Raw genomic sequence first — 26,983 nt, 5'->3', positions numbered from 1 at the left:
TTATAGTGAGGCTTCGAATTCTTCCAGCGGCAGCGGCCTGCCGAACAGATAGCCCTGGAAACTGTGGCAACCGCGCAGTTCGAGGAATTCCTGCTGCGCCGGCGTCTCCACGCCTTCCGCGATCACGTTCAGACCCAGCGCTTCGGTCATGGCGATGATGGTCTGCACGATGGCGGCATCGTTGGGGTCGCTGGCGATGTCGCGCACAAAACTCTGGTCGATCTTGATCTGGTCCAGCGGCAAGCGCTTGAGGTATTGCAGCGAGGAGTAGCCGGTGCCGAAGTCGTCCATGGAGAAGCTGATGCCGAGCAGCTTGAGTTCGCGCATCTTGGCGATGGTGTCTTCCACATCCAGCAGCACGGTACTCTCGGTCAGCTCCAGCTTGAGCAGCGAAGGCCGCACGCCCGTTTCCAACAGCACGCGGCTCACCTGGTCGACGAACTCGGGCTTGCGGAACTGGCGCGCGCTGACGTTGACCGCCAGGGTGAGATGGCGGGTATGCGGGTTCTGCTGCCAGGCTTTGAGTTGCAGACAGGCCGTGCGCAGGGCCCACATGCCCATCTCCACGATCTGCCCGGTGTCTTCCGCCAACGGGATGAACTGTGCGGGCGACACCAGTCCGCGCTGCGGATGCCGCCAGCGCATCAGCACTTCCGCCCCGAGCGGGCGGCGCATGCCGTCCACCTGCACCTGATAGTAGAGCTGCAACTGCTGTTCACGTATGGCGATGTCGAGTTCGCCTTCCAGCTCCAGACGGTTGTCGATGGCGGCCTGCATGGCGGGGTCGTAGAAACGGATGGTGTTGCGCCCCGCCTGCTTGGACTGGTACATGGCGATGTCGGCGAACTTGAGCAGGTTCTCGATGGCTTCCTGATGACCGCGATAGAGCACCACGCCGATGCTGGGAGAAGTGAGGTGGCGGTTGCCGCCCAGCAGGTAGGGCTCGTTCAGCACGTCGCGTATCTTCTCGGCCACTGCTTCGGCCTGCGGAGCAGCCTCGGCGGCGCTGATGCTCAACTCTTCCAGCACCACCACGAACTCGTCGCCGCCCAGCCGCGCCACTGTGTCGCCTTCGCGCACTGCCATGCGCAAGCGTCTGGCCACCTCACACAGCAACTGGTCGCCGACATCGTGCCCCTTGCTGTCATTGACCTTTTTGAAGTCGTCCAGATCGAGCAACATCAAGGCACCGTAGCGGCCGCTGCGCGCGCTGACCGCCAGCGCCTGCAAGGCACGGTCCAGCAACAGGCGGCGGTTAGGCAACTGCGTCAGCGAGTCGTAGAAAGCGAGCTGGTGGATGTCGCGCTCGGATTGCTTGCGGTCGGTGATGTCGAGGATGACGCCGATGATGCCGACCGGCTCGCCTGCGCTGTCGTTCAATCTGGCCTTGTGGAAGATCACATCGTGCAGGGTACCGTCTGCATGTTTCACATTGCTCTCGTACACCTGCACACATTCTTCAGAGGTGAGCAGGTCAAGATCATGATCGCGATAGATCTCGGACTGCGCCTGCGGCGCGATCTCGAACACCGTTTTGCCGATGATGTCGGCTTTGCTTTTGCCGAGGAACTCGGCGAAGGCGGTGTTGCAGCCGGTGTAACGCCCTGCCGTGTCCTTGTGGAACACCGGCACCGGCATGGTCTGCAACAGGGATTCGCTGAAGGAGACGCTCTCCCGCAAGGCCGCCTCGTTCTGCTTGCGTTCGCTGATGTCAAGGAAGGTGACCACCGCGCCGATCGCCTGACCGTTGCGGTGCATGGGCTGCGACCAGTATTCCACCGCGACCGGCGTGCCGTCCTTGCGCCAGAACACCTCGTCGGAAGAATGTGTCGGCTCGTTGCGGATATAGGCTTGGTAGGCATGGCAATCACACGCCGGATAGGCGCTGCCGTCCGGGTAAGCGTAATGGATCACTTCATGCAGACACTTGCCCAGCAGTTCTTCGCGCTCATAACCGAGGATGCGCAGTAGTGCCGCATTGACGAAGGTGCAGCGCCCCTCGGTGTCCACCCCGTACATGCCTTCGGCGATGGAGTCCATGAACATCTGCAGTTGTTTCTGCGAATCATGCAGCGCGCGCTCGGCCGACTTGCGGTCGCTGATGTCGCGGCAGGAACCGTACACACGACCGTTGGGCAACAGCACAGCGTTCAGTTCCATCGGTATGCGGCTGCCGTCGTGCCTGACCAGGCGCACTTCCATCACATGCCGCTTTTGATCCCTGATGATTTGCCGGCCGCCTTCGCGATAGCGCTCGCGCCAGTCCTCGGGCACCAGATCGAACACCGTCATCGCATACAGTTCGTCCCGCTCATAGCCCAGCAGGCTCACCACGTTGTCGTTGACGTAGACGATGCGCCCGTCCTGCTCGGTGATGAACACGGCATCCGGCGCATTCTGCAGGGTCATGCGCAGCCGTTCCTCGCTCTCGCGCAGGACGCCGATCATCTCCTGCGTATCGCGCTCCGCGCTGTCCATCAGGTCACGATGTTCCTGCTCCAGCTCGGCCAGCGCCTGCGCGTTGCGGCGCGCCATGCGCTGGTCGAACAGGCTGGCCAGCAGGCCGCCGCCGAACCACACCAGCACGGTCAGCGACAGCAGGGTCGCCAGGATGTGCGGCTCGATGCGCAAGTCGCCCGCCTGACAGACCGCTTCCGCCGAGATGTGCATGCCGGACATGGCGGTGTAATGCATGGCGGAGATGGCCAGCCCCATCACGACGGCACCCAGCAACAGGCGCGCGAGCGGCCCCAGCCGCCCCCACTGCTCGCGATACATAATGTAGAGCGCCGCCCAGGAGGCGAGGATGGCGATCAGCACGGAGAGCGCGAAGACCGCCGGATCATAGGCGATGTCAGGCGACATCCTCATCGCCGCCATGCCGAGATAGTGCATGCTGCTGATGCCGACGCCCATCAGCACACCGGCCGTCAGGATCAGGCGGCGACTGACTTGCGCCTCGCGCAGCACGCGAAAAGCCAGCAGCGCGGCGATCACCGCCGGCAGCAACGAGAGCAGGGTCAGCAAAGGATCGTAGCCGACGGGGACGGGCAGATGCAGCGCCAGCATGCCGACGAAGTGCATGGACCAGATGGCCACGCCGAGTGTACTGCCGCCGGCCAGCATCCAGATGGTGGCGGTGTAACCGCTGTTCTCGCGCATACGCCGCGCATGGGTGAGCGCGGTCAACGAGCCGATGATGGCGATGAGGATGGACAGGACGACCAGCGAAGTATCCCAGGTGAACGGCACGCGACTGACTTCCAATTGTTTCGATAGACCGCGCGATGATACGCGAAGACGGCGACGCTGACTCGCATCGGCACGCTCGGACGGAAGTCCGCACACTGGGCCGCTCGCCGCCCCTTGCCGCTTGGGGCTATAATCGCGTCCTCGTTTTCACGCCATCCCGGAGTCTTACGCCATGTCCCACAACCTGTTCGATACCCGCCAGTCCTACACCCTCGCCTCGGGCAAGACCGGCACCTTCTATTCCCTGCCCGCGCTGCAAAAAGCCGGCGTCAGCGACATCTCGCGCCTGCCGGTCTCCATCCGCATCGTGCTGGAATCCGTGCTGCGCAACTGCGACGGCAAGAAGGTGACCGAACAGCATGTGCGCGAACTGGCGAACTGGAAACCGAACGCCGAGCGCACCGAGGAGATCCCCTTCGTGGTCGCCCGCATCGTGCTGCAGGACTTCACCGGCGTGCCGCTGCTGGCCGACCTCGCCGCCATGCGCGATGCGGCCGCCAAGGCGGGCAAAGACCCCAAGGTCATCGAGCCACTGGTGCCGGTGAACCTGGTCGTTGACCACTCGGTGCAGATTGACAGCTACAACAACCCGAACGCACTCAAGATCAACATGCAGATGGAGTTCGAGCGCAACACCGAGCGCTACCGCTTCATGAAGTGGGGCATGCAGGCCTTCGACACCTTCAAGGTGGTGCCGCCCGGCATCGGCATCGTGCACCAGGTCAACCTGGAATATCTGGCACGCGGCGTGTTGCAGAAGGATGGCGTGACCTACCCCGACACGCTGGTCGGCACCGACTCGCACACCACCATGATCAACGGCATCGGCGTGGTCGGCTGGGGCGTGGGCGGTATCGAGGCGGAAGCGGGCATGCTGGGCCAGCCCGTGTACTTCCTGACACCGGATGTGGTCGGCGTGCACCTCAAAGGCAAACTGCGCGAAGGCGTGACCGCCACCGATCTGGTGCTCACCGTCACCGAACTGATGCGCAAGCACAAAGTGGTCGGCAAGTTCGTCGAGTTCTTCGGTGAAGGTACAAGCGCCCTCACCCTGCCCGACCGCGCGACCATCGCCAACATGGCGCCGGAATACGGCGCCACCATGGGCTTCTTCCCGGTGGACGACGTGACCGTGCAGTTCATGAAGAACACCGGTCGCACCGCCGACGAAGTGGATGCCTTCGAGTCCTACTTCAAGGCGCAAGGTCTGTTCGGCATCCCCAAGGCGGGCAGCATCGACTACAGCAGCGTGGTGGAACTGGACCTCGACAGCATCGTGCCCTCACTGGCCGGACCGAAGCGCCCGCAGGACCGCATCGCTTTGCCCGCGATGAAGGAGACCTTCAACACCCTGTTCAGCAAGCCCATCGCCGAGAACGGCTTCAACCAGCCCGCCGACAAACTGAATAAACGTTACGCGACAGGCAAGGATGGTCTGGAGATCGGCAACGGCGACGTGCTGATCGCCGCGATCACTTCCTGCACCAACACCTCCAACCCCGGCGTGCTGCTGGCCGCGGGTCTGCTGGCGAAGAAGGCCGTGGCGAAAGGTTTGAAGGTCGCGCCGCACATCAAGACCACGCTGGCACCCGGTTCGCGTGTGGTGACCGAGTACCTGACCAATGCCGGCCTGCTGGAACCGCTGACCACGCTGGGCTTCGGTCTCGCCGCCTACGGCTGCACCACCTGCATCGGTAACGCCGGTCCGCTGCGCGAGGACATCGACAAGACCATCACCGACAACAACCTGATCTGCGCCGCCGTGCTCTCCGGCAACCGTAACTTCGAAGCGCGCATCCACCCCAACCTGAAGGCCAACTTCCTGGCTTCGCCTCCGCTGGTCGTTGCTTACGCGATCGCGGGCAGGATGAACATCAACCTCGACAGCGAACCGCTGGGCGTTGGAAAGGACGGGCAGCCGGTTTACCTGAAAGACATCTGGCCGAACAGCGCCGAAGTGCAGACCGTGATGAAGTACGCCGCCGATCCGGCGGTGTACCAGAAACTGTACAGCGATCTGACCAAGGATCTGCCGCTGTGGAACGCCATCCAGGCCCCCACCGGCGACCTGTACCAGTGGGACGATTCCACCTACATCGCCAAGCCGCCGTTCTTCGATGCCGCCGTACCCAAGGTCGGTGACATCAAGGGCGCGAAAGCGCTGGCGCTGTTCGGCGATTCCGTCACCACCGACCACATCAGCCCGGCGGGCAGCTTCAAGCCCACCACCCCCGCAGGAAAATATCTGCAGGCACACAAGGTGGAGGTGAAGGACTTCAACAGCTACGGCTCGCGCCGCGGCAACCACGAAGTGATGATGCGCGGCACCTTCGCCAACGTACGCGTGAAGAACCTGATGCTGCCGCCGAAGGAAGACGGTTCGCGCATCGAAGGCGGCTACACCCTGTACAAGGGCGAACAGATGGCCATCTACGACGCCGCGATGAAATACATCGCCGACCACACGCCGACCGTGATCTTCGCCGGTGAGGAATACGGCACCGGCTCCAGCCGCGATTGGGCCGCCAAAGGCACGCAGCTGCTGGGCGTAAAGGCCGTCATCGCCAAGAGCTACGAACGCATCCACCGCAGCAACCTGGTGGGCATGGGCGTGCTGCCCTTGCAGTTCAAAGGCAGCGACAGCATGGCCAGCCTGAACCTGACAGGCGACGAGACCTTCGACCTGCTCGGCATCAACGACAACCTCAAGCCGCAACAGGACGTGACGCTGACCATCACCCGCAAGGACGGCAGCAAGCAGAACGTCGCCCTGCTGCTGCGCATCGACACGCCGATCGAGGTGGACTACTACAAGAACGGCGGGATCCTGCCGTTCGTGTTGAAGGAGTTGGTGGGTCAGGCGTAAGCGCTCGGTTCACGACACCGGAAAACAAGAAGCCCGCACTCGCGGGCTTCACTCTTTCCGGTGTTCGGACGGATCACTCACCGTCCTGCCCCGTCTCAATCTTGCTCGGAACGACCGCCCGTGCGGCGCAGGTCACGCTCGGCCCAGCTGGTGTGGCCGACCACGTTGTGGCAGGCCTTGCAGTTGGATGGCGTCTTCACATCGGGATGCACCCATTCCTTGGGGGAGATGCTGCGGTGTTCGCGTTTGAACCACACCGTCTCGGTGATGCGCAGGCTGGCAGAGCGATGGCGCGCCAGAGTCCCGGCGTTGGCCACCAGGAAGTCGGTGATGGCTTTGCGCTCTCTGGCTTCGAGCTCCGCGTTCGACCCGAAATGATGCGCCAGACCGTCCATCATCGCTTGCCAGTTGTCGGCGGTCAGCAGCTGCGGCGGGAATGCGACATGACAGGCACCGCACTCCTTCTCCCACAAGGCATTCTTCGGCACTTTGAGGTCGTCGGCTTGGGTGTGCTGCACGGCTGCCAGCAGGCAGAACATGAGGGCGTATCGTTTCAATTCTTTCTCCTGATGGGGGGATGACGATGCGACGCATCAGAGCATGGTCGCGGGAGTAAAGTTCCGTGCCGACCGACAGCGACGGTTCAATCGTCCTGCAGATCCTGGCCGGGGAACAACACGTCGCTGAAACCGAAAGCGCGCAGGTCACGGATGCGCATGGGGTAGAGGATGCCGTCCAGATGATCGCATTCGTGTTGCACCACGCGCGCGTGGAATCCGCGCACCGTGCGGTCGATCGGCGTGCCGTGTTCATCCCGCCCCTGATAGCGCAGCCTGGTGTAACGGGGCACCAGCCCGCGCATGCCGGGCACGGAGAGGCAGCCTTCCCATCCCTCCTCCATCTCGTCGGAGAGCGGTGTCAGGACGGGGTTGATGAGCACGGTCTGCGGCACCACCTCCGCGTCGGGATAGCGTTCGTTCCTGTCCACACCGAAGATCACCACACGCAGCGGCACGCCGATCTGCGGTGCGGCCAGACCGACGCCGTTCAGGGCGCGCATGGTGTCGCGCATGTCCTGCAGCAAAGCCTGCAGCGCATCGCTGCCGAAATCGCTGACCGGCTCTGCCTGCTGCAACAGGCGCGCGTCGCCCATGCGCAAGACGTCTTTAATCGCCATCGCATTCCACCACGCATTCGAGGATGCGGCGCACACGCTCCATCGCCGGCTGCGCGACCTCACCGATCCGGTCGAGCACGATGCCGCCTTCGCTGCTGCGCCGACCGGCGGCGTCGTTCACCACCACGGCGATGGCGGCGTAGTTCACCCCGAGCTCGCGCGCCAGTGCCGCTTCCGGCATGCCGGTCATGCCGGCCATATCCGCACCGTCCTTTTCATAACGGTTGATCTCGGCCAGCGACTCCAGACGCGGCCCTTGTATGGCGGCATACACGCCGCCGTTCAGCAGCGGTTCTTTCGCCTGTTGTGCCGCGCTCAGGATGCGCTGCCGTAATGCCTCACTGTACGGCCAGGTGAAATCGACATGGGCGACGGTCTTCTCGTGGCCGTCGAAATAGGTGGATTCTCGCCCGTAGGTGTAATCGATGATCTGGTCCGGCAGCACCAGCGTGCCCGGCGTGAGGTCCGCGCGTATGCCGCCCACCGACGATATCGCCACCACGTTGTTCGCGCCCTGGTCATGCAGCGCCCACATGTTGGCGCGGTAGTTCACCAGATGCGGCGGGATGGTGTGGCCGTAACCGTGACGCGCGATGAACATCACTTCGTGGCCACGCAAGGTACCGAAGGTCATCGGACCGGAGGGTTCTCCGTAGGGCGTGCGCATCACCTGCCGGTGGGTGATGACGAGATTGGACAACTGGGCAAAGCCGGTACCGCCGATGATCGCTATCACTTCATTCCTCCTTCACTGCATAGATCGCGGGCAGGTTGCGCCACGCGCCGTGTATATCCATACCGTAACCGAACACGAAGCGGTTCGGCAATGTCAGGCCGACGAAATCTGGGGCGATGGGTTTGGCGCGGCCATGCTCCTTGTCGGCGAACACCGCGCTGTAGAACGCCGTCGCGCCCAGTTCCAGCACGCGCTGCTTGATGGCCAGCATGGTCTCGCCCTCGTCGAGGATGTCGTCCAGCACCAGCACCACCTTGCCGCGCACGTTCTCGCGCGGCGCGACCTTCCAGTGCAACTGGCCGCCCTGCTGCGCGTTACCGTAGCGCGAGACATGCAGATAATCGAAATCCAGCGGGAAATCGAGCAGCGGCAGCAACTGCCCGCTGAACACCACCGCCCCGCCCATCACCGACAGCACCAGCGGGTGCTGCCCGGCCAGTTTCTCATTGATCTCGCGCGCTACGCGCTGCAAGGCGGCTTGCACCTCGTCCGCGGCATGGATGACCTCGGACTGCGCCAGGAGCTGGCGTGCGCGTGTATCGTCCATCATGGTGTGAAGCCCTCGCCATTGTTCGCCAGAAGTGCCTGCAATGCCGCCTCGTCCCACACCGGCACCTTCAACTCGCGCGCCTTGTCCAGCTTGCTGCCCGCCTCGGTACCGGCCACCACGCAATCGGTCTTCTTCGACACACTGCCCGCCACCTTCGCGCCCAGCGCTTCCAGTCTGGTTTTCGCTTCGTCGCGGCTCATGCTGGGCAGCGTGCCGGTGAGAACGAAGGTCTTGCCGGTGAGCGGCAGCACCAGATGTGCCGTGCCTTCATTCTCTTCCCAGTGCACGCCCGATTTGCGCAACTCGTTCACCACTTCCTTGTTGTGATCCTCGGCGAAGAAATCCGCGATGCTTTGCGCCACCACCGGCCCCACGTCCGGCACCTGCAACAGTTGCTCGACGCTGGCGGACATGATGGCTTCCAGCTTGCCGAAGTGGCGCGCCAGATCTTTCGCCGTGGTCTCGCCCACATGGCGGATGCCCAGCGCGAACAGGAAACGGTTGAGCGTGGTGTGCTTGCTCTGCTCCAGCGCCGCGACGATGTTCTGCGCGCTCTTCTCTGCCATGCGATCAAGGCTCGCCAGCGTCGCCACATCGAGACGATACAGATCGGGCAGCGAACGGATGATGTGCTCGTCCACCAGCTGGTCCACCAGTTTGTCGCCCAGTCCTTCTATGTCCATCATGCGGCGGCTGGCGAAATGCAGGATGGCCTGCTTGCGTTGCGCGGCGCAGAACAGGCCGCCGCTGCAGCGTGCGTCGGCCTCGCCTTCCTCGCGCACCGCATGACTGCCACACACCGGGCAGGTGGTCGGCATCACGAACGGCTTGGCATCGGCCGGACGACGTTCCAGCACGACACCGACCACCTCGGGGATCACATCGCCCGCGCGGCGCACGATCACGGTGTCGCCGATGTGCACATCCTTGCGGCGGATCTCGTCTTCGTTGTGCAGCGTGGCATTGCTGACCGTGGTGCCGCCGACGAACACCGGCTCCAGCTTGGCCACCGGCGTCAGTTTTCCGGTGCGGCCGACCTGCACCTCGATGTCGCGCAGCACGGTGAGCTGTTCTTCGGCCGGAAATTTGTGTGCCACGGCCCAGCGCGGTTCGCGCGAAACGAAGCCGAGCTGCTTTTGCAGCGCAAGGCTGTTGACCTTGTACACCACACCGTCGATATCGAACGGCAGCGTATCTCGCTTGGCGGCGACGCGCTGATGGAATTCAGCCAGTGCCTGCGCGCCTGCTACCACCGCGCGCTCATCGCACACAGGCAAGCCGAAGCCTTGCAGCGCATCGAGGATGGCACTGTGCGTGGCGGGCAACTCCCAGCCGCGCACCTCACCCAGACCGTAGGCAAAGAAGGACAGTGGCCGTTGTGCCGCCAGTTTCGGATCGAGCTGGCGGATGCTGCCTGCCGCGCCGTTGCGCGGATTGACCAGCGTGGGCAAGCCCTGCTCGCGCTGTTTTCCGTTGTAACGGTTGAAGTCCTTGCGCGACATATATACCTCGCCGCGCACTTCCAGCACATCAGCCTTGCAATCGTTCAGATGCAGCGGGATGCAATGGATGGTGCGGACATTCTGTGTGACATCCTCGCCGCTCTCGCCGTCGCCGCGCGTGGCGGCCTGCACCAGCACGCCGCGTTCATAGCGCAGGTTGATGGCGAGGCCGTCGAACTTGAGTTCGCAGGCGTATTCGATCTCGTTGCTGGTTTCCAGTGCGTTCTTCACGCGCGTATCGAAATTGAACGCGCCGCTGGCTTCGGTATCGGTCTCGGTGCGGATGGAGAGCATGGGCACGGCATGACGCACCGGGGCGAAACCGTCCAGCACCTTGCCCCCCACGCGCTGCGTGGGAGAATCGGCGGTCAACAGTTCGGGGTGTTGTGCTTCAAGGGCTTGCAGTTCTCGGAACAGCTTGTCGTATTCCGCGTCGGGAACAGTGGGCGTATCCAGCACGTAATAGGCATGGTTGTGCCGCTCGATCTCGTCGCGCAAGCGCGCTATTTGCTGCTGCACATCCATCAGGAGAACAGCCGCAGGGTCTGGGCGCTGCCCGGCACGAGGCCGCCGGCCAGCATGCGCTGCTCGACCCCCTCGACGCTGTCACGGATATGGGCGATCGCTCCCTGGCTGAGGATCACGCGCTGATCGTCCACCAGCGTGAGTCGCAAGGCGGGGGCGATGTCCAGCGCCAGCAGGATCATGTCGTCGAAGCACTTGGCCGGTTCATGTACGCGCGGGATGTCCAGCAGCAGGGTGAGGCTGCTGACCTGCATCTTCTCCAGTGTGTGATGCTGGAACGGGGTGCCGTCGGATACGGCCAGCGTGTACAGCGTGGCACCATCCGGCGCGAATTGATGGAAGGTGCCATCGGCCTGCAGGCTCATACCGGACAGTTGCACGGCCTGTGCCACTTCGCTGGCGAACAGCGGTCGATCGGCGCGGCTGATGAGGTTGAGGCCTATAATCTGGTCGACGCTGGCGCAGAATTCATCCAGTTCGCGCGCACGCTCCAGCGCGCTATCGGTCAGTGGCAGCACCATGTCGGCGTCCTGTTTGCGTCCGATCTCGCCCAGCAGTTCACGGAAGTCGGCCAGTCGTGTGTCGCTGATCACACCGTTGCGGTCCACCATCTGCAGGGCGATCCTCAGTTCGCTGTAGTTGGCGGGGCTTTCCGGGATGACGCGTTCCCATGCGCCGGTGGCGGCGTTGCAGCCGCAGGTCTGGATGGTCTTGCCATAGTCGAAGCGGCGCGGCCAGAAGTCTTCCAGCACTTCGGCGCTCACCGGGAACTTGGGCGTCATGCTGACGATGTAATCGAGCTTCTCGTCCAGCAGGTCGCAAGCCTCTGCGGCGGGCTTGTCCGCGATGAAATGGTCGGCCGATCCTTCGGCAGCCTTTGCCGTGACGGGAGCCGCCATTTCCGGCACGACTGCGCGTGGCGTCGTGCGCGGCTCCGCATTGCCACGATCGAGGCTGCGCCGATAGCGCCACTGTTGCCAGTAACCATAGGCGTACACCGCGACCACGACCAGTAGCGCGATGACCAATAGACTTTGCTGAAATTCACTCATGTCGCTGCCGATGCTCTCAGTGAAGAATGACCGGGCAGATTATAACGACACCAGCGGCAGTTCGCCCTCGCTGATGCCGATCTTTCCGATGTCGTGCAGGCTGCGCACGAATTCCGGGTCCTCATGCAACTGCGCATGGCTGCGCGGATGCGTGTGGCCGTGCATCTGCGCCAGCCGCGCACGGCTGGGTGCGGGCAGTTCCCATTTCAGACCGGCCAACAGTTCGTCGGCCAGATCGGGGCGGTTGCATACCAGCACCATGTCGCAACCGGCTTGCAGCGCCGCTTCGGCGCGTTGCACGATGCCGCCGGCCACCGTCGCGCCTTCCATGCTCAGGTCGTCGCTGAAGATGCAGCCTTCAAAGCCCAGTTCGCCACGCAGGATGTCCTTCAGCCAGCGCTTCGAGAAGCCGGCGGGTTTGTCATCGACCTTGGGATAGATGACATGGGCGGGCATCACGGCAGTCAGGCCGAAATGCACCATCTGCCGGAACGGGATGAGGTCACACAGTTCGATATCGGTGTAGCTGCGCTCGTCCACCGGAATGTCCAGATGCGAATCGGCAGTGACGAAACCGTGCCCAGGGAAATGTTTGCCCACGGTCGGCATGCCGCCCCGCTTCAATCCCTGCAACAGGCTGTGCGCCAGTTCGGCGATGGCTTGCGGCTCGCTGTGGAATGCGCGGTCGCCGATCACCGTGCTGGCACCGTAATCCACGTCCAGCACCGGCGTGAAACTGAAGTCCACACCATGGGCACGCAACTCGGAGGCGAGCACGAAACCGACCTCCTGCGCCAGATGGCGCGCCTGCTTGGGATGCGCGTCCCATAGCTTGCCCAGTTCGCGCATAGGCGGGATGCGGGTGAAGCCTTCGCGGAAGCGCTGCACGCGTCCGCCCTCATGGTCCACCGCGATCAGCAGTGGCGGCGTGCGCAAGGCGTGGATGCTGGCGGTCAGCGCGGCCAGTTGCGCGGGGGATTCGTAGTTGCGCGCGAACAGGATGACGCCGCCGACCAGCGGGTGCTTCAGACGCTGTTCGTCTTCCGGCGTCAATGTTTTGCCCGCCACATCCAGCATCACCGGTCCGATACCCATCAATAGTCTCCCTCAAGGATCACGAATGCGACGGCATGCTCATGCTCGTCGCTGATACTCAGATGATGGCGCGTGACGCCACGTGTATTCAAAAATGTTTCCAGTTCCGGCGCGAACTGCAGGGTCGGCTTGCCGAGTTCATCGTGACCGACCGTGATGTTGTGCAGCGTCACCGGATGGCGCAGCCCCTGGCCGGTCGCTTTGGCGAAGGCCTCCTTGGCAGCGAAACGTTTCGCAAGGAAACGGGCTGGATGCGCCTGCTCGGCATACTCCGCCAGTTCTGGCGCAGTGAGCAGCCGCTCGGCGAACGCGGCGCCATGGCGTTCGCTGGCTTCAGCGATACGCGCCGTGGAGACGATGTCGGTGCCGATGCCGAGGATCATTTACGCAGTAGCGCCTTCATGTTCTTCACCGCCTGCTCCAGCCCGATGAACACGGCTTCGGCCACGATGGCATGGCCGATGTTGAGTTCGGCGATGTGCGGGATGGCGACGATGTCCTGCACGTTGTGATAGTGCAGGCCGTGGCCGGCGTTCACTTGCAGGCCGAGGCCGTGCGCGTACTGCACGGCATCATGGATGCGCTTCAATTCGGCGGCGCGCGCGGGCACGCTGTCGGCATCGGCATATTTACCAGTGTGGATCTCGATCACCGGCGCGCCGGCCTTCACGGCGGCGTCGATCTGTTTTGCGTCGGCGTCGATGAACAGCGACACGCGAATGCCTGCGTCGGTGCAGCGCTGCGTCGCGCGCTTGACCTGTTCGAAATACTTGACCACGTCCAGCCCGCCTTCGGTGGTGAGTTCTTCGCGACGCTCTGGCACCAGACAGATGTCGTGCGGTTTGACGCGCACGGCGTTGTCTATCATCTCGTCGGTGACCGCGCATTCCAGGTTCATGCGCGTCTGCAGCATGCCGCGCAGGATGTCGACGTCGGCATCCTGGATGTGGCGGCGGTCTTCGCGCAGGTGGATGGTGATGGCGTCTGCGCCTGCTTGTTCGCAGACCAGCGCGGCGCGCACCAGATTGGGATAACGCGCACCGCGCGCCTGGCGCAGGGTGGCGACGTGGTCGATGTTAAGTCCGAGCTTGATCATAGTTTCTGTAAATCTCTCATCAGTTCACGAGTGTGTAATGGCTTGCCTGCCAAGTGATGGTCCAGCAGCATGCGCATCAGTTGTTTGCTCTGGCGCGCGGTCACCGCGTCGCGATAGTCGTCAGCCGCCATATCAAGCAGCGTCTTTCCCGTCACCGGCATGCCCTGCGAACTGTCTGCCGTCTCGGGCACTGCGCCGCGCTCCAGTATATAGCGGTAGCTGCGCTCCGGCACCACGGGCCGCCCGTTGCCCGCCTCCGTTTCCAGCGACAGGGCGTAGCCCAGTTCCTGCAGCATGCGTTTCTCGAAACTGCGCAAGGTGTAGGCATGGTCCTGCTCCTGCGCCAATCGCTGCAGTGTCTGCTGGTAATAGTCGAACAGGCTCTCGTGCGGATCGTCGCGCGCCATCAGGTTGAGCAGCAACTCGTTCAGGTAGAAACCACACAACAGGGCCGTGCCCTGCAACTGCGGCTGCCCGCCCTGCCATTCGGCGCTGTGCAGGGTGCGCAGTTCGTGCTTGCCGAACCAGCTCAGCGCGAGAGGCTGGAATCCCATCAGCAGACCGCGCACAGCAGAACGCGGGCGCCGCGCCCCGCGCGCCACCAGCGGTACGCGGCCGTGGTTGCGGCTGAACACCTCGACGATCAGGCTGGTCTCGCGGAACGGATAGCTGTGCAGCACGAAGGACGGTTCGTCCTGGATGCGATGTCTGGCAGCGGCGTTACTCATACCCCAGCGATTTCAGCATGTGCGCGCTGTCAGCCCAGCCGCTGCGCACCTTGACGAACACTTCGAGGAACACCTTGCCGTCGAACAGCTTCTCCATGTCGAGCCGCGCCTGGGTGGCGATCTCCTTGATCTTCTCGCCCTTGTGTCCGATCAGCATGACCTTGTGCGCATCCTTGTCCACCAGGATGGCGGCGCTGATACGGCGCAGGCGCCCCTCTTCCTTGAACTGCTCGATCACCACGCTGACCGAATACGGCAATTCCTCGCCGGTGAAACGGAACACCTTCTCGCGCAGGATCTCGGCGGCAAGGAAGCGCTCGTTGCGGTCGGTGATGTCATCCTCCGCATACAGATGCTCACCTTCCGGCAGATGCGGCCGCACGGCTTGCAGCAAGGTATCGAGTTGTTTCTCCTGCCGCGCGCTGACCGGCACGATGGCATCGAACTGGCGCAGGGCCGCGACCTTCTCGATGAAGGGCAACAGTTCGTTCTTGTCCTTCATCAGGTCGGCCTTGTTGATGACCAGGATGACCGGCCTGTCCTTGGGCAGCAGTTCCAGCACCTGCTGGTCGCGCTCGTCGAAGTGTCGCGCCTCGATGACGAACAGCACCACATGCACCTCGCGCAGGCTATTGGTGACCACGCGGTTCATGCTGCGGTTGAGCGCGTTGGTGTGCTGCGTCTGGAAGCCGGGCGTGTCGACGAACACGTATTGCGTCGCGCCTTCGGTGAGGATGCCGGTGATGCGGTGACGGGTGGTCTGCGCCTTGCGCGAAGTGATGCTGACTTTCTGCCCGATCAGGTGATTGAGCAGCGTCGATTTGCCCACGTTGGGTCGACCGACGATGGCGATGAAGCCGCTGTACTGGTTTTCGGTTTCGGTCATTTCAGGTTCTGGATGAGTTGATGGGCGCGCTCGGCGGCGATCTGTTCGGCGATGCGGCGGCTGCTGCCGGCCCCGCGCGTAGTGATCTCCAGTTTCGGGACTTCGCAGGCCACCGTGAATATCTGTGCCTGCCCTTTGCCGCTGGTCTCGACGATGGTGTATGTCGGCAAGGGCAGCTTGCGCGCCTGCAACAGCTCCTGCAACTGTGTCTTGGCATCCTTGCCCACCGCGCGCAGGTCGATGTTGGCGATGAAGGGGATGTACAGACCGAGTATCACTTGTTGCGCAGTAGCAAAATCCGCATCCAGCCACACCGCGCCGAACAGCGCCTCCAGCGCATCCGCCAGTATCGACGGGCGCCCGGCACCTCCGCTCTTGATCTCGCCCTCGCTCAGCAACAGATGCTGCCCCAGATGGAGTTGCTGCGCCAGGATAGCCAAAGTCTGCTGATTGACCAGACTGGAGCGCAGACGGTGCAGATCACCCTCGGGCAGGTCCGGGAAATTCTCGAACAGGTGTTTGGCGATAGTGCAGTTGAGCACGCTGTCGCCGAGGAACTCCAGCCGCTCGTTGTGATCCGCGCTGTGGCTGCGGTGCGTCAAGGCACGCTGCAACAATTGCGGTTGCGCGAAGCTATAGCCGATCTGTCGGCACAGTGCCGCGTGCTTCATCGGCCGGTCATGAACTGGTGGGTTTGAATTCGAGCAGCAGGGTGATGTTGCCGACCAGCTTGATGCGAACTTCGTATTCCGCGCTCAGGGTCAAAGCCCCCCCCTCTTCGCGCACGATGACGACATCCTCGACTTTCAGGTCCTGGATATCGTTGATGCTCGCGCGCTTGCGGTAGGACATCTCGATCTCCGGGATACTGGCCGAACGCATCGCCGGATCGGCCGCGATCTCGCGGAACATCTGGCTGATCTGTGCGCTGTGCAGGTAAGGGGGGATCAGCTTCAACCCCAGCAGTGCCACAAAGATCAGGGCGAATGCCCCCATGATGAAACCGGAGAAACTCAGGCCGCGCTGACGACTGCTCAATCCGTACATGTTCCGCTCCTTTCCGTAAACGCTCACTTGACCGGCAGACCGATACGATCCAGTTCGCCGAAATTCATCCAGATGAGGAATGCCTTGCCCACGACCATCTCATCCGGTACGAACCCCCAGTAGCGACTGTCGCGGCTGTTGTCGCGGTTATCGCCCATCATGAAGTAATGGCCGGCCGGGACGACACAGCGCATCTCCCGCTCACTATAACTGCACTGCTCGCGCAGGGGAAAGTCATCCACCTTGCCCAGGTGGATCTGATCCATCCCCGGAGTAACCAGCATGGCATGTTCGCTTTCGCCGAGTTTCTCCAAGTAGCGCTCGGTATGGACGAAGCGCAGGCCGCTTTCGACATAGTTGTAGTCGCCATCGGCGGTGAGCGCCTGCAGCTCGCCGTTCACCCACAATCGCTTGTCACGGTAGACGATCTCGTCGCCCGGCAGGCCGATCACACGCTTGATGTAATCGACCGAGGGGTCGTTCGGGAAATGGAACACCATCACATCCCCGCGCTGCGGCTGGTTGATATCGATGATCTTCTTGTTCAGGACCGGCAGGCGCAGTCCGTAGGTGTAGCGGTTGACCACGATGAAATCGCCCACATGCAGGGTCGGGATCATCGAACCGGAGGGGATCTTGAACGGTTCGATCACGAAGGAGCGCAGCATGAAAACCGCCAGGATGACCGGGAAGAAACTGATGGAATACTCCACCCACCACGGCTCTTTCTCGCCTTCCTTGCGCTGCTTCCGCAGCGTGTGCTTGTCCAGCAACCAGATGGCTCCGGTCACCACCAGCAGCACGAACATGATGAGTGAAAAAGTCATATCTTGCCTGCCTCTTATTTATCGTCGACACGCAGGATCGCGAGGAAGGCCTCCTGCGGGATCTCCACGCTTCCCACCTGTTTCATGCGCTTCTTGCCCGCCTTCTGCTTCTCCAGCAGTTTCTTCTTGCGGGTGATATCGCCGCCGTAGCACTTGGCCAGCACATTTTTGCGCAGGGCCTTCACGTTCTCGCGCGAGATGATGTTGGAACCGATGGCTGCCTGGATTGCGACATCGTACATCTGGCGAGGGATCAGTTCGCGCATCTTGGCTGCCACTTCGCGACCGCGGTACTGGCTGTTGCTGCGGTGCACGATGATGGACAAGGCGTCCACCCTGTCGCCGTTGATCAGCATATCCACCTTCACGACATCTGCGGTCCTGTATTCCTTGAACTCGTAATCCATCGAAGCATAGCCGCGCGACACCGATTTCAGCTTGTCGAAGAAATCCAGCACGATCTCGCCCATCGGCATCTCGTATTTCAACAACACCTGCTTGCCATGATAGGTCATGTCGATCTGCACGCCGCGCTTCTGCGTGCACAGGGTGATGACCGCCCCCACATATTCCTGCGGCATATACAGGTTGACGTTGACGATAGGTTCGCGGATCTCCTCGACCTTGGCCATGTCCGGCAACTTTGACGGGTTGTCCACCATCAGTACCGTGCCATCACGCTGCACCACTTCGTAGATGACCGTCGGTGCCGTGGTGATCAGGTCCATGTCGAACTCGCGCTCGAGACGTTCCTGCACGATCTCCATGTGCAGCAGGCCGAGGAAGCCGCAGCGGAAGCCGAATCCCAGCGCCTGCGACACTTCCGGTTCGAACTGAAGCGCGGAATCGTTCAACTTCAATTTCTCCAGCGAGTCGCGCAGCGCTTCGTACTGGTTGGATTCCACCGGGAACAGGCCGGCGAACACCTGCGGCTGGATCTCCTTGAAGCCGGGCAAGGCGGCAGCAGCCGGCCTGGCCAGATGGGTGATGGTGTCGCCGACCTTGGCATCCTTCAACTCTTTGATGCCGGCGATGACGAAACCGACCTGTCCCGCAGACAGGGACTCGCGATCCTGCGACTTGGGGGTGAACACACCGAGGTGCTCTGTCAGATGCTGCGCGCCGGTCGCCATGAACAGGATCTTCTCCTTGGGCCTGAGCGTGCCGTTGATGATGCGCACCAGCATCACCACACCGACATAATTGTCGAACCACGAGTCGATGATCAGCGCCTGCAGCGGCGCGGCCGGGTCGCCCTTGGGCGGCGGCACCTTGACGATCAGGGACTCGAGCACATCCTCCACCCCAAAACCAGTCTTGGCCGAGCAGTGCACCGCCTCCTGCGCATCGATGCCAATCACATCCTCGATCTCGGCGATGGCGTTCTCGGGATTGGCGGAGGGCAAGTCGATCTTGTTCAGCACCGGCACCACTTCCACGCCCAGATCGAGTGCTGTATAGCAGTTGGCCACGGTCTGCGCTTCCACCCCCTGCGAAGCATCGACAACCAGCAGCGCACCTTCGCACGCCGACAGCGAGCGCGACACTTCATAGGAGAAATCCACGTGCCCCGGGGTGTCGATGAGGTTGAGGTTGTACACCTGTCCATCGCGCGCCTTGTAGTTCAGGGCAGCGGTCTGCGCCTTGATGGTGATGCCGCGTTCGCGCTCGATGGACATGGAGTCCAGCACTTGCGCCTCCATCTCGCGCTCGGACAAGCCCCCGCAAAGATGGATGATGCGGTCGGCCAGCGTGGACTTGCCGTGATCGATATGGGCGATGATGGAGAAGTTGCGGATATGTTGCATGAGGTTTGAAATAAAAATCCCGTCAAATTCGGCAGTTGCGCAGGGCGCGCATTCTAGCCGATTTTGACGGGCACTGCCGGAAGGCAGCTTATTTTTCGTCCAGCCGGACCGGAATGTAGACCGTCCCGTCGTTGCGGCGCACCAGCAGAGCGATGCTGCGTCCCGGCGGTACTTGCTTGAGGATCTCGTTGAATTGAGCCACGGTGCGGATCTCGATGTTGCCGATGGCAAGGATGACGTCGCCGCGTTGTATCTCGATGCGTGCCGCTGCGCCTTTGGCATCGACCACCAGCAGACCGCCGTCGACCTGCAATTCCGCCTTTTGCTCGTCGGTCAGTTCGATCACGCTCAATCCCAGACGCAGCACGCTCTGGGTCTGCGCATCTGCCGGGTCGATCTGCGCCGCCACCTTCTCGTTCGGATCCTGGATCTCGCCCACGACCAGGGAGACTTCCAGTGTATTGCCCTTGCGCCAGATCAACACCGGCACCTTGCTGTCCGGCTTGGTCGCCGCCACGATGCGCGGCAGATCGGAAGAACTTTCCACCAGCTTGCCGTCGAACTTGAGGATCACATCGCTCGCACGCACGCCGGCCTTGTCCGCCGGGCCGCCGCGCTCCACCCCGGAGATCAGCGCCCCGGCGGCTTTCTTCAAACCGAAGGATTCGGCCAGTTCACGCGTCACTTCCTGGATGGTGACGCCGATACGGCCGCGCGTGACCTTGCCCGTGGCGCGCAATTGCTTGACCACATCCATCGCCACATCGATGGGGATGGAGAAGGACAATCCCATATAACCGCCGGAACGGCTGTATATCTGTGAATTGATGCCGACCACTTCACCCTTCATGTTGAACAGCGGTCCGCCCGAGTTGCCGGGATTGATCGCAACATCGGTCTGGATGAACGGCACGAAGTTCTCCTGCGGCAGGGAACGGCCCTTGGCGCTGACGATACCGGCCGTCACGCTGCTGTCGAAACCGAACGGCGAACCGATCGCCAAGACCCACTCGCCGACCTTGAGTTGGTCCGGTTTGCCCAGCGCCACCGTGGGCAGGCCGCCGGCTTCGATCTTGAGCAAGGCCACATCGGTGCGCTTGTCGGCCCCGACCACGCGCGCCTTGAATTCGCGTTTGTCGCTCAGTCGCACCGTGATCTTGTCGGCGCGATCCACCACATGCGCATTGGTCAGGATGTAACCATCCGCACTGATGATGAAGCCGGAGCCTAACGATTGCGATTCCTGCTGGCGCGGCACCTGCGGTGCAAAGCGTTTGAAGAATTCGTAGAACGGGTCGTTCTCCGGCAAATTGGGCAAACCTGGCAGCATCTGCTGCGCAGAAAGGGTCTGGCTGGTGCTTACATTCACCACCGCAGCCCCCTGTTTCTCGACCAGCTCGGTGAAGTCAGGGAGATCCTTGGCCGACACGTTGCCGACCAACAACAACCCGAGCAAAAGCGCAATAGAACGTTCGAACATCCAAACCTCCTGTTGAATCCGTTCAGGAACCGGCCGCATTCACAACCGAGCGCACCACAGCCTGCATCCCCGACCGTTTCGTCAACTGCCGCACTACGAGAAAGCCGGCCACCAATCCCGCAGCGGCACCCAGCAATGCAGCACCATCCCGCGCCCCGGCGAAGATGCCGGAAGCCAGCAATGCCGCCCCCAACATGCACATCAGCGGCAACACGTACATGAGTATCGAATTGCGTAACAAAACACCATCGGGCAGGCCTACGTTCACTTCATCGCCCACTTGGGCGTTGACGGCATTGCCTACCTTGAAACTGCGCGGTTTGCTGCTGCAGAACAGTTGGGACAGCTTGCCGCTGCCGCAACCATTGCCGCTCGCGCAATGGCCGCAACCGTTGCCGCCTACCGGCGCGATCTCCGCCTCCGAGCCATGCAGGCTCAGCACGATGGCTCGCATCTCATTCATCTTGCTTGCCCGCGTAACGTACCGAATCAGCGACCTGTATCACCGCACGCGGCGGGAGCTCGCCCACCACCGTCACCAACTGGTCACCGATCAGCCTGCTGTAGATGTGTACCGCCCCCTGGCTTTTCAAGCCGGCGCGATACCCTGCGGCATCGGTGGCCTGCTCGACAAAAACCGACAAGGCAGCCAGTCCGTCGGAATAGACGATATGCACGACCGGGAACTTCTTGTCGCGCATGTTGCGACTCATCTCGAGGATCTTCTTGAACCCGGGAGGGATGCCATCCACCTGCCAACCGCTGGCTACATTCGCCAGATTGTGGTTTGGCAGCGGCGAGAGATGCTTGCGCCGCGCCATCTTCTCCGCAACCTTTTCATCGGGCACAGCCCATTTGCGATCGATGTCGCCGCCGATCTGCAATTGAGAGAAAGCGTATTGTTCGATCACCTTGCCGCGCTCATCCAGGACCACCGCCTTCAGCAGCAGGCCGGATTCGCTGTGCGCCCACATCTTGCGCGTATAGCGCAACGTGTCCTTGGGCTGCAGCAGCAATGTGTGGGCATGGTGGTCAGCCACACGGTCCTCTTCCTGCTGGCTGATGATGTAATTCTCTTTGAGACTCTGTATCTGCTCGGGAAGGAGCGCCGGGAAGGCGCGGCGAGGACGCTGCTGTTCGAAGTGCACTTTCTTGTCGCCCAGCTGCAGCCAGACCTGATCGTTATTGCGTATCACTTCGCGTCGCTGCCCGTCCAGCCCCTGCAGGCGCTCATGCTCGCCGTGCTCGTCGACCACATGTGTGATACGGGAGGTCTCGACCCGGCCTCCTGCCTGATAGACGAACACACCGCTGTAATTGGTCTCGTGCGCCGCAAAGGCCATGGTGCGCAACCAATCGGCATCGTCCAGCAAAGGATCGGCCTGCACCGTCGCCGCACACAACGGCAGCAATGCGAGCAGCATCCCGGCCCTGGCTATCCGCATACGCACTATTTTGCTGCCACCGAATGGATGTAGGTCGCCGCGCCCTGCACATCCGCACTGGGGGAGAACTCCTGATGGGCCATCAGATAATCGCTTGCATGGAATGCCACCGGGCGCACCATGTTCTGCTGTTGCACACTGGCCATCTGCGGAGCCGGCTCCTGTCCGACCTGCATGGACAGCCAAGCCACCAGTGCCAACGCCATGACCGAAGCGGCTGCCGACAGCGCGTATTGCTTGATGCGCTGCTGTTGGCGTCGACGCGGGGCGAGGATGGTCGGCTCTGCCAGCATGCGCTCGTGGAATGCGGCCATGAAGTCGCGATTGACATGATCAGGTTGGCGCAGGGCATCCCCGATCAGGTGATAGGTAGCCCAGTCACGGTCTGTCTCGGGATGGCGTTTCAACTTGTCCAGCAGTACATCCGCTTCGTCCTCGAACATCTCGCCATCCATCAACACCGAAATCTCCTGCTTCATGCTCACCACCTCTTGTCTTCGCTAGTACCCAGCAACGGACGCAAATTCGCTGCCACCACCTCTCGCGCACGGAAAATACGCGACCTTACCGTGCCGATCGGACAATTCATCACCGACGCGATCTCTTCATAACTCAAACCTTCGATCTCGCGCAGCGTCAAGGCGGTGCGCAAGTCCTCAGGCAACTGTTGCAGGGAAGAGTTCACCACCTCGACCACTTGTTTGCTCATCAACTCGTTCTCGGGCGTCGCCACCTCATGCAACAAGGAGGCATCCTCGAACGCCTCGGCTTCCTCGGCGTCCAGCGGCGTGCTGGTCGGTGCCCGGCGCCCCTGCGACAACAAGTGGTTCTTGGCTGTATTGATGCCGATCCGGTACAACCAGGTATAGAACGCACTGTCACCGCGGAACGCCGGCAATGCACGGTAGGCCTTGATGAAGGCTTCCTGCGTGACATCCTCGGCCTCACCCGGGTTGCGGACGAAGCGAGAGATCAGACGCCCCAAACGGCGCTGATACTTGGCCACCAGCAGCTCGAACGCGTGCTTGTCGCCACCCTGCGCGCGCTCCACCAGCTGTTGATCGACCTCCCTGTCACCCATTCCGTTTCCCGGTTTTGTATTGATTGCGCCGCGATGTGCGGCGCGAGAGTATAACCGGACGGGTGCACATCGTCAGCCTTGCCCGTAACGCGGCAATGGACAGCACCATCCTGAATAAGTTCATTTCCACGTTTTCATCACAAGTTTTGCTATAGTCGGGCCAATGATTCCTTCGCCTTTTCCCTATCGTGTTGAGCTTTGATACCCTGATCATCGGCAGCGGCCTGGCCGGTCTGACGCTTGCCCTGAAACTGGCCGACCGGCAAAAGGTCGCCATCGTCACCAAACGTTCGCTGCTGGATGGTGCCAGCGCCTGGGCCCAGGGCGGCATCGCCGCAGTCCTGAGCCCCGACGACAGCCACGACGAACATATTCGCGACACCCTGACGGCGGGGGCTGGCCTGTGCGACCCGGAGACTACGCGTTTCGTGGTGGAGCGCGGCGCTGCCGCCGTCAGCTGGCTGATCGATCAGGGGGTGCCGTTCTCGAAAGAGGACAACGCAAGTCAGGATTTCCACCTCACCCGCGAAGGCGGGCACAGCAAGCGCCGCATCATCCATGCCGCCGATGCCACGGGAAAAGCCGTCCAGCAGACGCTGGCCGACAAGGTGCGCGCCCATCCCAATGTGACCGTGCTGGAGCATCACATCGCGATCGACCTGATCACCGGCCGCAAGATCGGCAAATCACCGACCCGCTGTTTCGGTGCCTATGTGCTGGACACATCGAGCGACAGAGTCGACACCCTCTCGGCAGCGCGCACCGTCCTGGCAACCGGCGGTGCCGGAAAAGTCTATCTCTACACCACCAACCCGGACACGGCGACCGGCGACGGTATCGCCATGGGATGGCGCGCCGGCTGCCGGGTGGCGAACATGGAGTTCATGCAGTTCCATCCGACCTGTTTGTATCACCCGCATGCCAAGTCCTTCCTCATCAGCGAGGCCGTGCGCGGCGAAGGCGGAATCCTCAGACTACCGGACGGCACGCGCTTCATGCCCTGGCACGACGAGCGCGCCGAGCTGGCGCCGCGCGATGTGGTCGCCCGCGCCATCGACTACGAGATGAAGAAAGGCGGATTGGACTGCGTCTATCTGGATATCACACACCAGTCCGAAGCCTTCCTGCGGGAGCATTTCCCCACCATCCATGAACGCTGCCTGTCACTGGGGATCGATATCGCGCGCCAGCCCATCCCGGTGGTACCGGCGATGCACTTCACCTGCGGCGGCCTGATGACCGACCTTGCGGCACGCACGGATATCGACGACCTCTATGCTATCGGCGAGACGGCACATACCGGCCTGCATGGTGCCAACCGCCTCGCCAGCAATTCATTGCTGGAATGTCTGGTGTTCGCGGACGCCGCCGCGCAAGACATCCTGTCCGGGAGCTCGGAACCGCCCGAGCCGCTACCCGACTGGGACGAGAGCCGCGTCACCGATGCGGACGAGCTGGTGGTGGTGTCGCATAACTGGGACGAATTGCGGCGTTTCATGTGGGATTACGTCGGCATCGTGCGCACCACGAAGCGGCTGCAGCGCGCCCAGCACCGCATCAGCCTGTTGCGCGAAGAGATCAATGAGTATTACCGGAACTTCCATGTGACATCCGACCTGCTGGAGCTGCGCAATCTGGTCGAGACTGCCGACCTCATCGTGCGGAGTGCGCTGGCGCGCCACGAGAGTCGTGGCCTGCATTACAGCAAGGACTTCCCGCTGACCGCTCCACACGCGCAACCGACGATATTGCGCCCGCAAGACTGAAAGCGCTACGCGTTCCGCAACAACACCCGTAAACGGCGATGCGCATCGGCAGGCATCGCATCCGTGAACAGCAGCAGACTCCTGACACCCTGACCGGAGATCGCCACGTTGAGCAATACCAACCAAGGAAGAACAAGCGTATCCGACCGCACCACCCCCGACACCTGCTCGCCATTGCGCAGTTCCAGTGAAACCCGGCGGTCTTTGTCGTATGCAAACGCGATGCATGACCGACCGGAGCGTAACGCGACATCCCGCCAGAGCAACCATGCCGTGTGGACCGATACCACCGAATAGCCTATCCACTGCCAGGCGCTGGCGACAGGTAGTTGGGACAGCGTCAGGATCGTCAGGGTCGCGAAAGCGGCCAACAAGAGGAACAATGTCCGCGAAGGTTGCAGCGTGAACCGGACTCGTGTGCCCATCCGGCGCGAAGGACTCAGAAGATGAGTGCGGAGAACAGGCCGAGCACGATCAATGCAACGATGACCAGCAGCAGGTAACCGCCGCCATTTCTTGCCGGCTCAGACCTGTGGCGTGCATGATGCGACACACCGGTTTTTGGGGCTGCCCGGTTGATCTCAGCCATGCTGGGACGCTCGGTGCGCAGGGTTTTGGAAAGCTCCTCGACCTCTTCCTTGCTGGCGGTCATCGCTGCCAGACGCATCGTCGCCTCGTTCGAATCGAAGGACGACGACAGGCCCAGCGCTATGACAGGCTTGGCCTCCTCGTCCCCATCCATCGTCCGCGTGATCATGGCGGGTCGCTTGGCCGCATGTGCGACATCCGCCGCGCGAGGCAACGCTTCACGACAGGCGCGAAGGTCGTTCACCAACTCGTTGGCATTCTGATAACGTGCGTCCAGATCCTTGGCCAGCGCCTTGGCAACGATATAGTTCAGCATCTCCGGCACTGCCGGATTGGCATTACTGGGCGGTGCGGGAATGGCGTTCAGCGTCTGGTACATGATGGCATTGACGTTCTCGCCGATGAACGGCACCTGCCCTGTCAGCATCTCGTACAACATCACACCGAGTGAGAAGATATCGGAACGCTGATCGGTGAGTTTGCCCAGCACCTGTTCGGGAGACATGTATTTGGGCGAGCCCAGCACCATGCCGGTCTGGGTGCGCACGGCCGCCGAGGCCATGCGCGCGATGCCGAAATCGGTGATCTTCACATGTCCATCGCGAATGATCATCACGTTGGAAGGCTTCACGTCCCGGTGCACGATCTCATGCTCATGGGCATAGGACAGTCCCTGCGCCACCTGGATGATGACATCCAGCACCTGCTGCACCGGCAATGTCTTGTTCTCGTTGAGCACATCGCGCAATTCGCGGCCATGCAGATATTCCATCGCGATATAAGCGATATCGCCGGTCCGCCCCACATCATAGATGGTCACGATATTCGGATGGCTCAGCCGGCCAGCCGCCTTGGCCTCCTGATAGAAGCGCGCCTCGTATTCTTCGCGCTCTTCCAAGGCCAGACTGAGATTGATGGTCTTGATCGCCACTTCGCGGTCGATGAGCGGATCGCGTGCCTTGTACACGACCCCCATGGCCCCCTGGCCTAGCTCGCTGATGACTTCATAACGACCGAGTTGGCTGATCATGGCGCGTAACGGCTCCGAATGATCACTTCCGGACGGCACCCTTCACGCTGCGGAAGACCGGCCCCCATAGCGGATGCCCCGCTTCGGCGGCCGACAGCTCGAAATTCGGATTGATCTCGAGCACGTTCCTGAAATGGTCCCGGCACGACTTCTGGTCGCCGGAAACACAGTGGATGAAAGCCAGATATTTGTTCGCCCATAATGTCTCGTATCGAGTGGCATACTGGTTCTCCAGCACACCTTGCAACGCGGTTTTGGCATTGACGTAGTTGCCAGCCTCGTACTCGCTGACGCCTTTGGCCAGGAACCGCTTGGCGACGCTATCCCCGAACAGGCGGATACCGCCACTGCCGTCTTCGCAGGTCCCGACCACCGATCCGCAGCCGACCAGCACCAGCGAACCCAAGCCCGCCACCATCCAACGTAACATCCTTCAACTCTCCTGT

Annotated in this window: 26 protein-coding genes; 2 read left to right on the top strand and 24 right to left on the bottom strand. The window is 62.0% G+C overall.

Annotation, left to right across the window (positions count from 1 at the left end; genetic code table 11):
• Nucleotides 1-3,252, bottom strand: a complete 3,252-nt coding sequence (locus tag ACYPYQ_RS04395) for a bifunctional diguanylate cyclase/phosphodiesterase (protein ID WP_459720285.1) — start codon at nt 3,250-3,252, stop codon at nt 1-3.
• 172 nt (nt 3,253-3,424) lie between these two features.
• Here ACYPYQ_RS04395 and acnA point away from each other — a divergent pair, with 172 nt between their 5' ends.
• Nucleotides 3,425-6,118 (top strand): aconitate hydratase AcnA, encoded by a 2,694-nt coding sequence (gene acnA, locus ACYPYQ_RS04390; RefSeq protein WP_459720282.1) that lies wholly within the window; start codon nt 3,425-3,427, stop codon nt 6,116-6,118.
• Between the two features lie 95 nt (nt 6,119-6,213).
• Here acnA and ACYPYQ_RS04385 read toward each other — a convergent pair whose 3' ends face one another.
• The 20 genes from ACYPYQ_RS04385 to rpoE all read right to left on the bottom strand — a co-directional run bounded on the left by ACYPYQ_RS04385 (nt 6,214) and on the right by rpoE (nt 23,153).
• A complete protein-coding gene (locus ACYPYQ_RS04385; RefSeq protein ID WP_459720279.1) occupies nt 6,214-6,675 on the bottom strand; it encodes a cytochrome C in 462 nt (153 codons plus the stop codon).
• An 86-nt stretch (nt 6,676-6,761) separates the two neighbouring features.
• On the bottom strand, nt 6,762-7,295 hold the full coding sequence (gene def, locus ACYPYQ_RS04380) for a peptide deformylase (protein WP_459720276.1): 534 nt from the start codon (nt 7,293-7,295) through the stop codon (nt 6,762-6,764).
• Nucleotides 7,285-8,031, bottom strand: coding sequence for an S-methyl-5'-thioinosine phosphorylase (locus tag ACYPYQ_RS04375; protein WP_459720272.1), 747 nt, complete (start codon nt 8,029-8,031; stop codon nt 7,285-7,287). The genes def and ACYPYQ_RS04375 overlap by 11 nt, the downstream gene beginning before the upstream one ends.
• A 1-nt stretch (nt 8,032) precedes the next feature.
• Nucleotides 8,033-8,581: a hypoxanthine-guanine phosphoribosyltransferase gene (locus ACYPYQ_RS04370; RefSeq protein WP_459720269.1), complete on the bottom strand. Its 549-nt coding sequence runs from the start codon at nt 8,579-8,581 to the stop codon at nt 8,033-8,035.
• Complete coding sequence (ligA, locus tag ACYPYQ_RS04365) at nt 8,578-10,608, bottom strand: NAD-dependent DNA ligase LigA (RefSeq protein ID WP_459720266.1); 2,031 nt, start codon at nt 10,606-10,608, stop codon at nt 8,578-8,580. The genes ACYPYQ_RS04370 and ligA overlap by 4 nt, the downstream gene beginning before the upstream one ends.
• Nucleotides 10,608-11,660, bottom strand: a complete 1,053-nt coding sequence (locus tag ACYPYQ_RS04360) for a cell division protein ZipA C-terminal FtsZ-binding domain-containing protein (RefSeq protein WP_459720263.1) — start codon at nt 11,658-11,660, stop codon at nt 10,608-10,610. Before ACYPYQ_RS04360 ends, ligA begins: the two co-directional genes overlap by 1 nt.
• Nucleotides 11,661-11,699: 39 nt before the next feature.
• Nucleotides 11,700-12,755, bottom strand: coding sequence for a beta-N-acetylhexosaminidase (gene nagZ / locus ACYPYQ_RS04355; protein ID WP_459720261.1), 1,056 nt, complete (start codon nt 12,753-12,755; stop codon nt 11,700-11,702).
• Complete coding sequence (acpS, locus tag ACYPYQ_RS04350) at nt 12,755-13,138, bottom strand: holo-ACP synthase (RefSeq protein ID WP_459720258.1); 384 nt, start codon at nt 13,136-13,138, stop codon at nt 12,755-12,757. The genes nagZ and acpS overlap by 1 nt, the downstream gene beginning before the upstream one ends.
• Nucleotides 13,135-13,851: a pyridoxine 5'-phosphate synthase gene (gene pdxJ, locus ACYPYQ_RS04345; RefSeq protein ID WP_459720255.1), complete on the bottom strand. Its 717-nt coding sequence runs from the start codon at nt 13,849-13,851 to the stop codon at nt 13,135-13,137. The genes acpS and pdxJ overlap by 4 nt, the downstream gene beginning before the upstream one ends.
• The gene (gene recO, locus ACYPYQ_RS04340; RefSeq protein ID WP_459720252.1) at nt 13,848-14,579 is read right to left on the bottom strand and encodes a DNA repair protein RecO; all 732 of its coding nucleotides are present in this window, start codon (nt 14,577-14,579) and stop codon (nt 13,848-13,850) included. The genes pdxJ and recO overlap by 4 nt, the downstream gene beginning before the upstream one ends.
• Complete coding sequence (gene era, locus ACYPYQ_RS04335) at nt 14,572-15,465, bottom strand: GTPase Era (protein ID WP_459720249.1); 894 nt, start codon at nt 15,463-15,465, stop codon at nt 14,572-14,574. Before era ends, recO begins: the two co-directional genes overlap by 8 nt.
• Entirely contained in the window at nt 15,462-16,136 is a 675-nt protein-coding gene (gene rnc, locus ACYPYQ_RS04330; protein WP_459720246.1) for a ribonuclease III, read from the bottom strand. The genes era and rnc overlap by 4 nt, the downstream gene beginning before the upstream one ends.
• 7 nt (nt 16,137-16,143) lie before the next feature.
• Complete coding sequence (locus tag ACYPYQ_RS04325; protein WP_459720243.1) at nt 16,144-16,512, bottom strand: DUF4845 domain-containing protein; 369 nt, start codon at nt 16,510-16,512, stop codon at nt 16,144-16,146.
• 23 nt (nt 16,513-16,535) lie between these two features.
• A complete protein-coding gene (gene lepB, locus ACYPYQ_RS04320; RefSeq protein WP_459720240.1) occupies nt 16,536-17,339 on the bottom strand; it encodes a signal peptidase I in 804 nt (267 codons plus the stop codon).
• A gap of 14 nt (nt 17,340-17,353) precedes the next feature.
• Entirely contained in the window at nt 17,354-19,147 is a 1,794-nt protein-coding gene (gene lepA / locus ACYPYQ_RS04315) for a translation elongation factor 4 (protein ID WP_459720237.1), read from the bottom strand.
• Between the two features lie 88 nt (nt 19,148-19,235).
• Nucleotides 19,236-20,627: a DegQ family serine endoprotease gene (locus ACYPYQ_RS04310; protein WP_459720235.1), complete on the bottom strand. Its 1,392-nt coding sequence runs from the start codon at nt 20,625-20,627 to the stop codon at nt 19,236-19,238.
• Nucleotides 20,628-20,649: 22 nt separating this feature from the next.
• Nucleotides 20,650-21,090: a SoxR reducing system RseC family protein gene (locus tag ACYPYQ_RS04305; RefSeq protein WP_459720233.1), complete on the bottom strand. Its 441-nt coding sequence runs from the start codon at nt 21,088-21,090 to the stop codon at nt 20,650-20,652.
• The gene (locus ACYPYQ_RS04300; protein WP_459720230.1) at nt 21,083-22,051 is read right to left on the bottom strand and encodes a MucB/RseB C-terminal domain-containing protein; all 969 of its coding nucleotides are present in this window, start codon (nt 22,049-22,051) and stop codon (nt 21,083-21,085) included. The genes ACYPYQ_RS04305 and ACYPYQ_RS04300 overlap by 8 nt, the downstream gene beginning before the upstream one ends.
• A gap of 26 nt (nt 22,052-22,077) precedes the next feature.
• Nucleotides 22,078-22,551: a sigma-E factor negative regulatory protein gene (locus ACYPYQ_RS04295; protein ID WP_459720227.1), complete on the bottom strand. Its 474-nt coding sequence runs from the start codon at nt 22,549-22,551 to the stop codon at nt 22,078-22,080.
• A gap of 2 nt (nt 22,552-22,553) precedes the next feature.
• Nucleotides 22,554-23,153 carry an RNA polymerase sigma factor RpoE gene (gene rpoE, locus ACYPYQ_RS04290; protein ID WP_459720223.1) on the bottom strand — a complete coding sequence of 200 codons (600 nt, stop codon included), beginning with the start codon at nt 23,151-23,153 and terminating at the stop codon, nt 22,554-22,556.
• Between the two features lie 188 nt (nt 23,154-23,341).
• Here rpoE and nadB point away from each other — a divergent pair, with 188 nt between their 5' ends.
• The gene (gene nadB / locus ACYPYQ_RS04285) at nt 23,342-24,919 is read left to right on the top strand and encodes an L-aspartate oxidase (RefSeq protein ID WP_459720221.1); all 1,578 of its coding nucleotides are present in this window, start codon (nt 23,342-23,344) and stop codon (nt 24,917-24,919) included.
• A gap of 5 nt (nt 24,920-24,924) precedes the next feature.
• Here nadB and ACYPYQ_RS04280 read toward each other — a convergent pair whose 3' ends face one another.
• Genes ACYPYQ_RS04280 through ACYPYQ_RS04270 form a run of 3 tightly spaced genes read right to left on the bottom strand, consistent with a single transcriptional unit; the run spans nt 24,925 to nt 26,967 of the window.
• Nucleotides 24,925-25,344: a protein YgfX gene (locus ACYPYQ_RS04280; protein WP_459720218.1), complete on the bottom strand. Its 420-nt coding sequence runs from the start codon at nt 25,342-25,344 to the stop codon at nt 24,925-24,927.
• A gap of 14 nt (nt 25,345-25,358) precedes the next feature.
• Entirely contained in the window at nt 25,359-26,537 is a 1,179-nt protein-coding gene (locus ACYPYQ_RS04275) for a serine/threonine-protein kinase (RefSeq protein WP_459720215.1), read from the bottom strand.
• A 22-nt stretch (nt 26,538-26,559) separates the two neighbouring features.
• A complete protein-coding gene (locus tag ACYPYQ_RS04270; protein WP_459720212.1) occupies nt 26,560-26,967 on the bottom strand; it encodes a TssQ family T6SS-associated lipoprotein in 408 nt (135 codons plus the stop codon).
• Nucleotides 26,968-26,983 lie beyond the last annotated feature (16 nt).

The organism is Sideroxyarcus sp. TK5 (assembly GCF_054601595.1).
The sequence above is the reverse complement of the archived record's forward strand: the minus strand, read 5'-3'. Positions and strand labels throughout refer to the sequence as shown.

What these genes read in the sequence shown, in the direction of transcription:
- acnA (WP_459720282.1), top strand. Translation starts at nt 3,425, where the DNA reads ATGTCCCACAACCTGTTCGATACCCGCCAGTCCTACACCCTCGCCTCG.
- def (WP_459720276.1), bottom strand. Translation starts at nt 7,295, where the DNA reads ATGGCGATTAAAGACGTCTTGCGCATGGGCGACGCGCGCCTGTTGCAG.
- ACYPYQ_RS04370 (WP_459720269.1), bottom strand. Translation starts at nt 8,581, where the DNA reads ATGATGGACGATACACGCGCACGCCAGCTCCTGGCGCAGTCCGAGGTC.
- ligA (WP_459720266.1), bottom strand. Translation starts at nt 10,608, where the DNA reads ATGGATGTGCAGCAGCAAATAGCGCGCTTGCGCGACGAGATCGAGCGG.
- ACYPYQ_RS04360 (WP_459720263.1), bottom strand. Translation starts at nt 11,660, where the DNA reads ATGAGTGAATTTCAGCAAAGTCTATTGGTCATCGCGCTACTGGTCGTG.
- nagZ (WP_459720261.1), bottom strand. Translation starts at nt 12,755, where the DNA reads ATGGGTATCGGACCGGTGATGCTGGATGTGGCGGGCAAAACATTGACG.
- acpS (WP_459720258.1), bottom strand. Translation starts at nt 13,138, where the DNA reads ATGATCCTCGGCATCGGCACCGACATCGTCTCCACGGCGCGTATCGCT.
- pdxJ (WP_459720255.1), bottom strand. Translation starts at nt 13,851, where the DNA reads ATGATCAAGCTCGGACTTAACATCGACCACGTCGCCACCCTGCGCCAG.
- recO (WP_459720252.1), bottom strand. Translation starts at nt 14,579, where the DNA reads ATGAGTAACGCCGCTGCCAGACATCGCATCCAGGACGAACCGTCCTTC.
- era (WP_459720249.1), bottom strand. Translation starts at nt 15,465, where the DNA reads ATGACCGAAACCGAAAACCAGTACAGCGGCTTCATCGCCATCGTCGGT.
- rnc (WP_459720246.1), bottom strand. Translation starts at nt 16,136, where the DNA reads ATGAAGCACGCGGCACTGTGCCGACAGATCGGCTATAGCTTCGCGCAA.
- ACYPYQ_RS04325 (WP_459720243.1), bottom strand. Translation starts at nt 16,512, where the DNA reads ATGTACGGATTGAGCAGTCGTCAGCGCGGCCTGAGTTTCTCCGGTTTC.
- lepB (WP_459720240.1), bottom strand. Translation starts at nt 17,339, where the DNA reads ATGACTTTTTCACTCATCATGTTCGTGCTGCTGGTGGTGACCGGAGCC.
- lepA (WP_459720237.1), bottom strand. Translation starts at nt 19,147, where the DNA reads ATGCAACATATCCGCAACTTCTCCATCATCGCCCATATCGATCACGGC.
- ACYPYQ_RS04310 (WP_459720235.1), bottom strand. Translation starts at nt 20,627, where the DNA reads ATGTTCGAACGTTCTATTGCGCTTTTGCTCGGGTTGTTGTTGGTCGGC.
- ACYPYQ_RS04305 (WP_459720233.1), bottom strand. Translation starts at nt 21,090, where the DNA reads ATGAATGAGATGCGAGCCATCGTGCTGAGCCTGCATGGCTCGGAGGCG.
- ACYPYQ_RS04300 (WP_459720230.1), bottom strand. Translation starts at nt 22,051, where the DNA reads ATGCTGCTCGCATTGCTGCCGTTGTGTGCGGCGACGGTGCAGGCCGAT.
- ACYPYQ_RS04295 (WP_459720227.1), bottom strand. Translation starts at nt 22,551, where the DNA reads ATGAAGCAGGAGATTTCGGTGTTGATGGATGGCGAGATGTTCGAGGAC.
- rpoE (WP_459720223.1), bottom strand. Translation starts at nt 23,153, where the DNA reads ATGGGTGACAGGGAGGTCGATCAACAGCTGGTGGAGCGCGCGCAGGGT.
- ACYPYQ_RS04280 (WP_459720218.1), bottom strand. Translation starts at nt 25,344, where the DNA reads ATGGGCACACGAGTCCGGTTCACGCTGCAACCTTCGCGGACATTGTTC.
- ACYPYQ_RS04275 (WP_459720215.1), bottom strand. Translation starts at nt 26,537, where the DNA reads ATGATCAGCCAACTCGGTCGTTATGAAGTCATCAGCGAGCTAGGCCAG.
- ACYPYQ_RS04270 (WP_459720212.1), bottom strand. Translation starts at nt 26,967, where the DNA reads ATGTTACGTTGGATGGTGGCGGGCTTGGGTTCGCTGGTGCTGGTCGGC.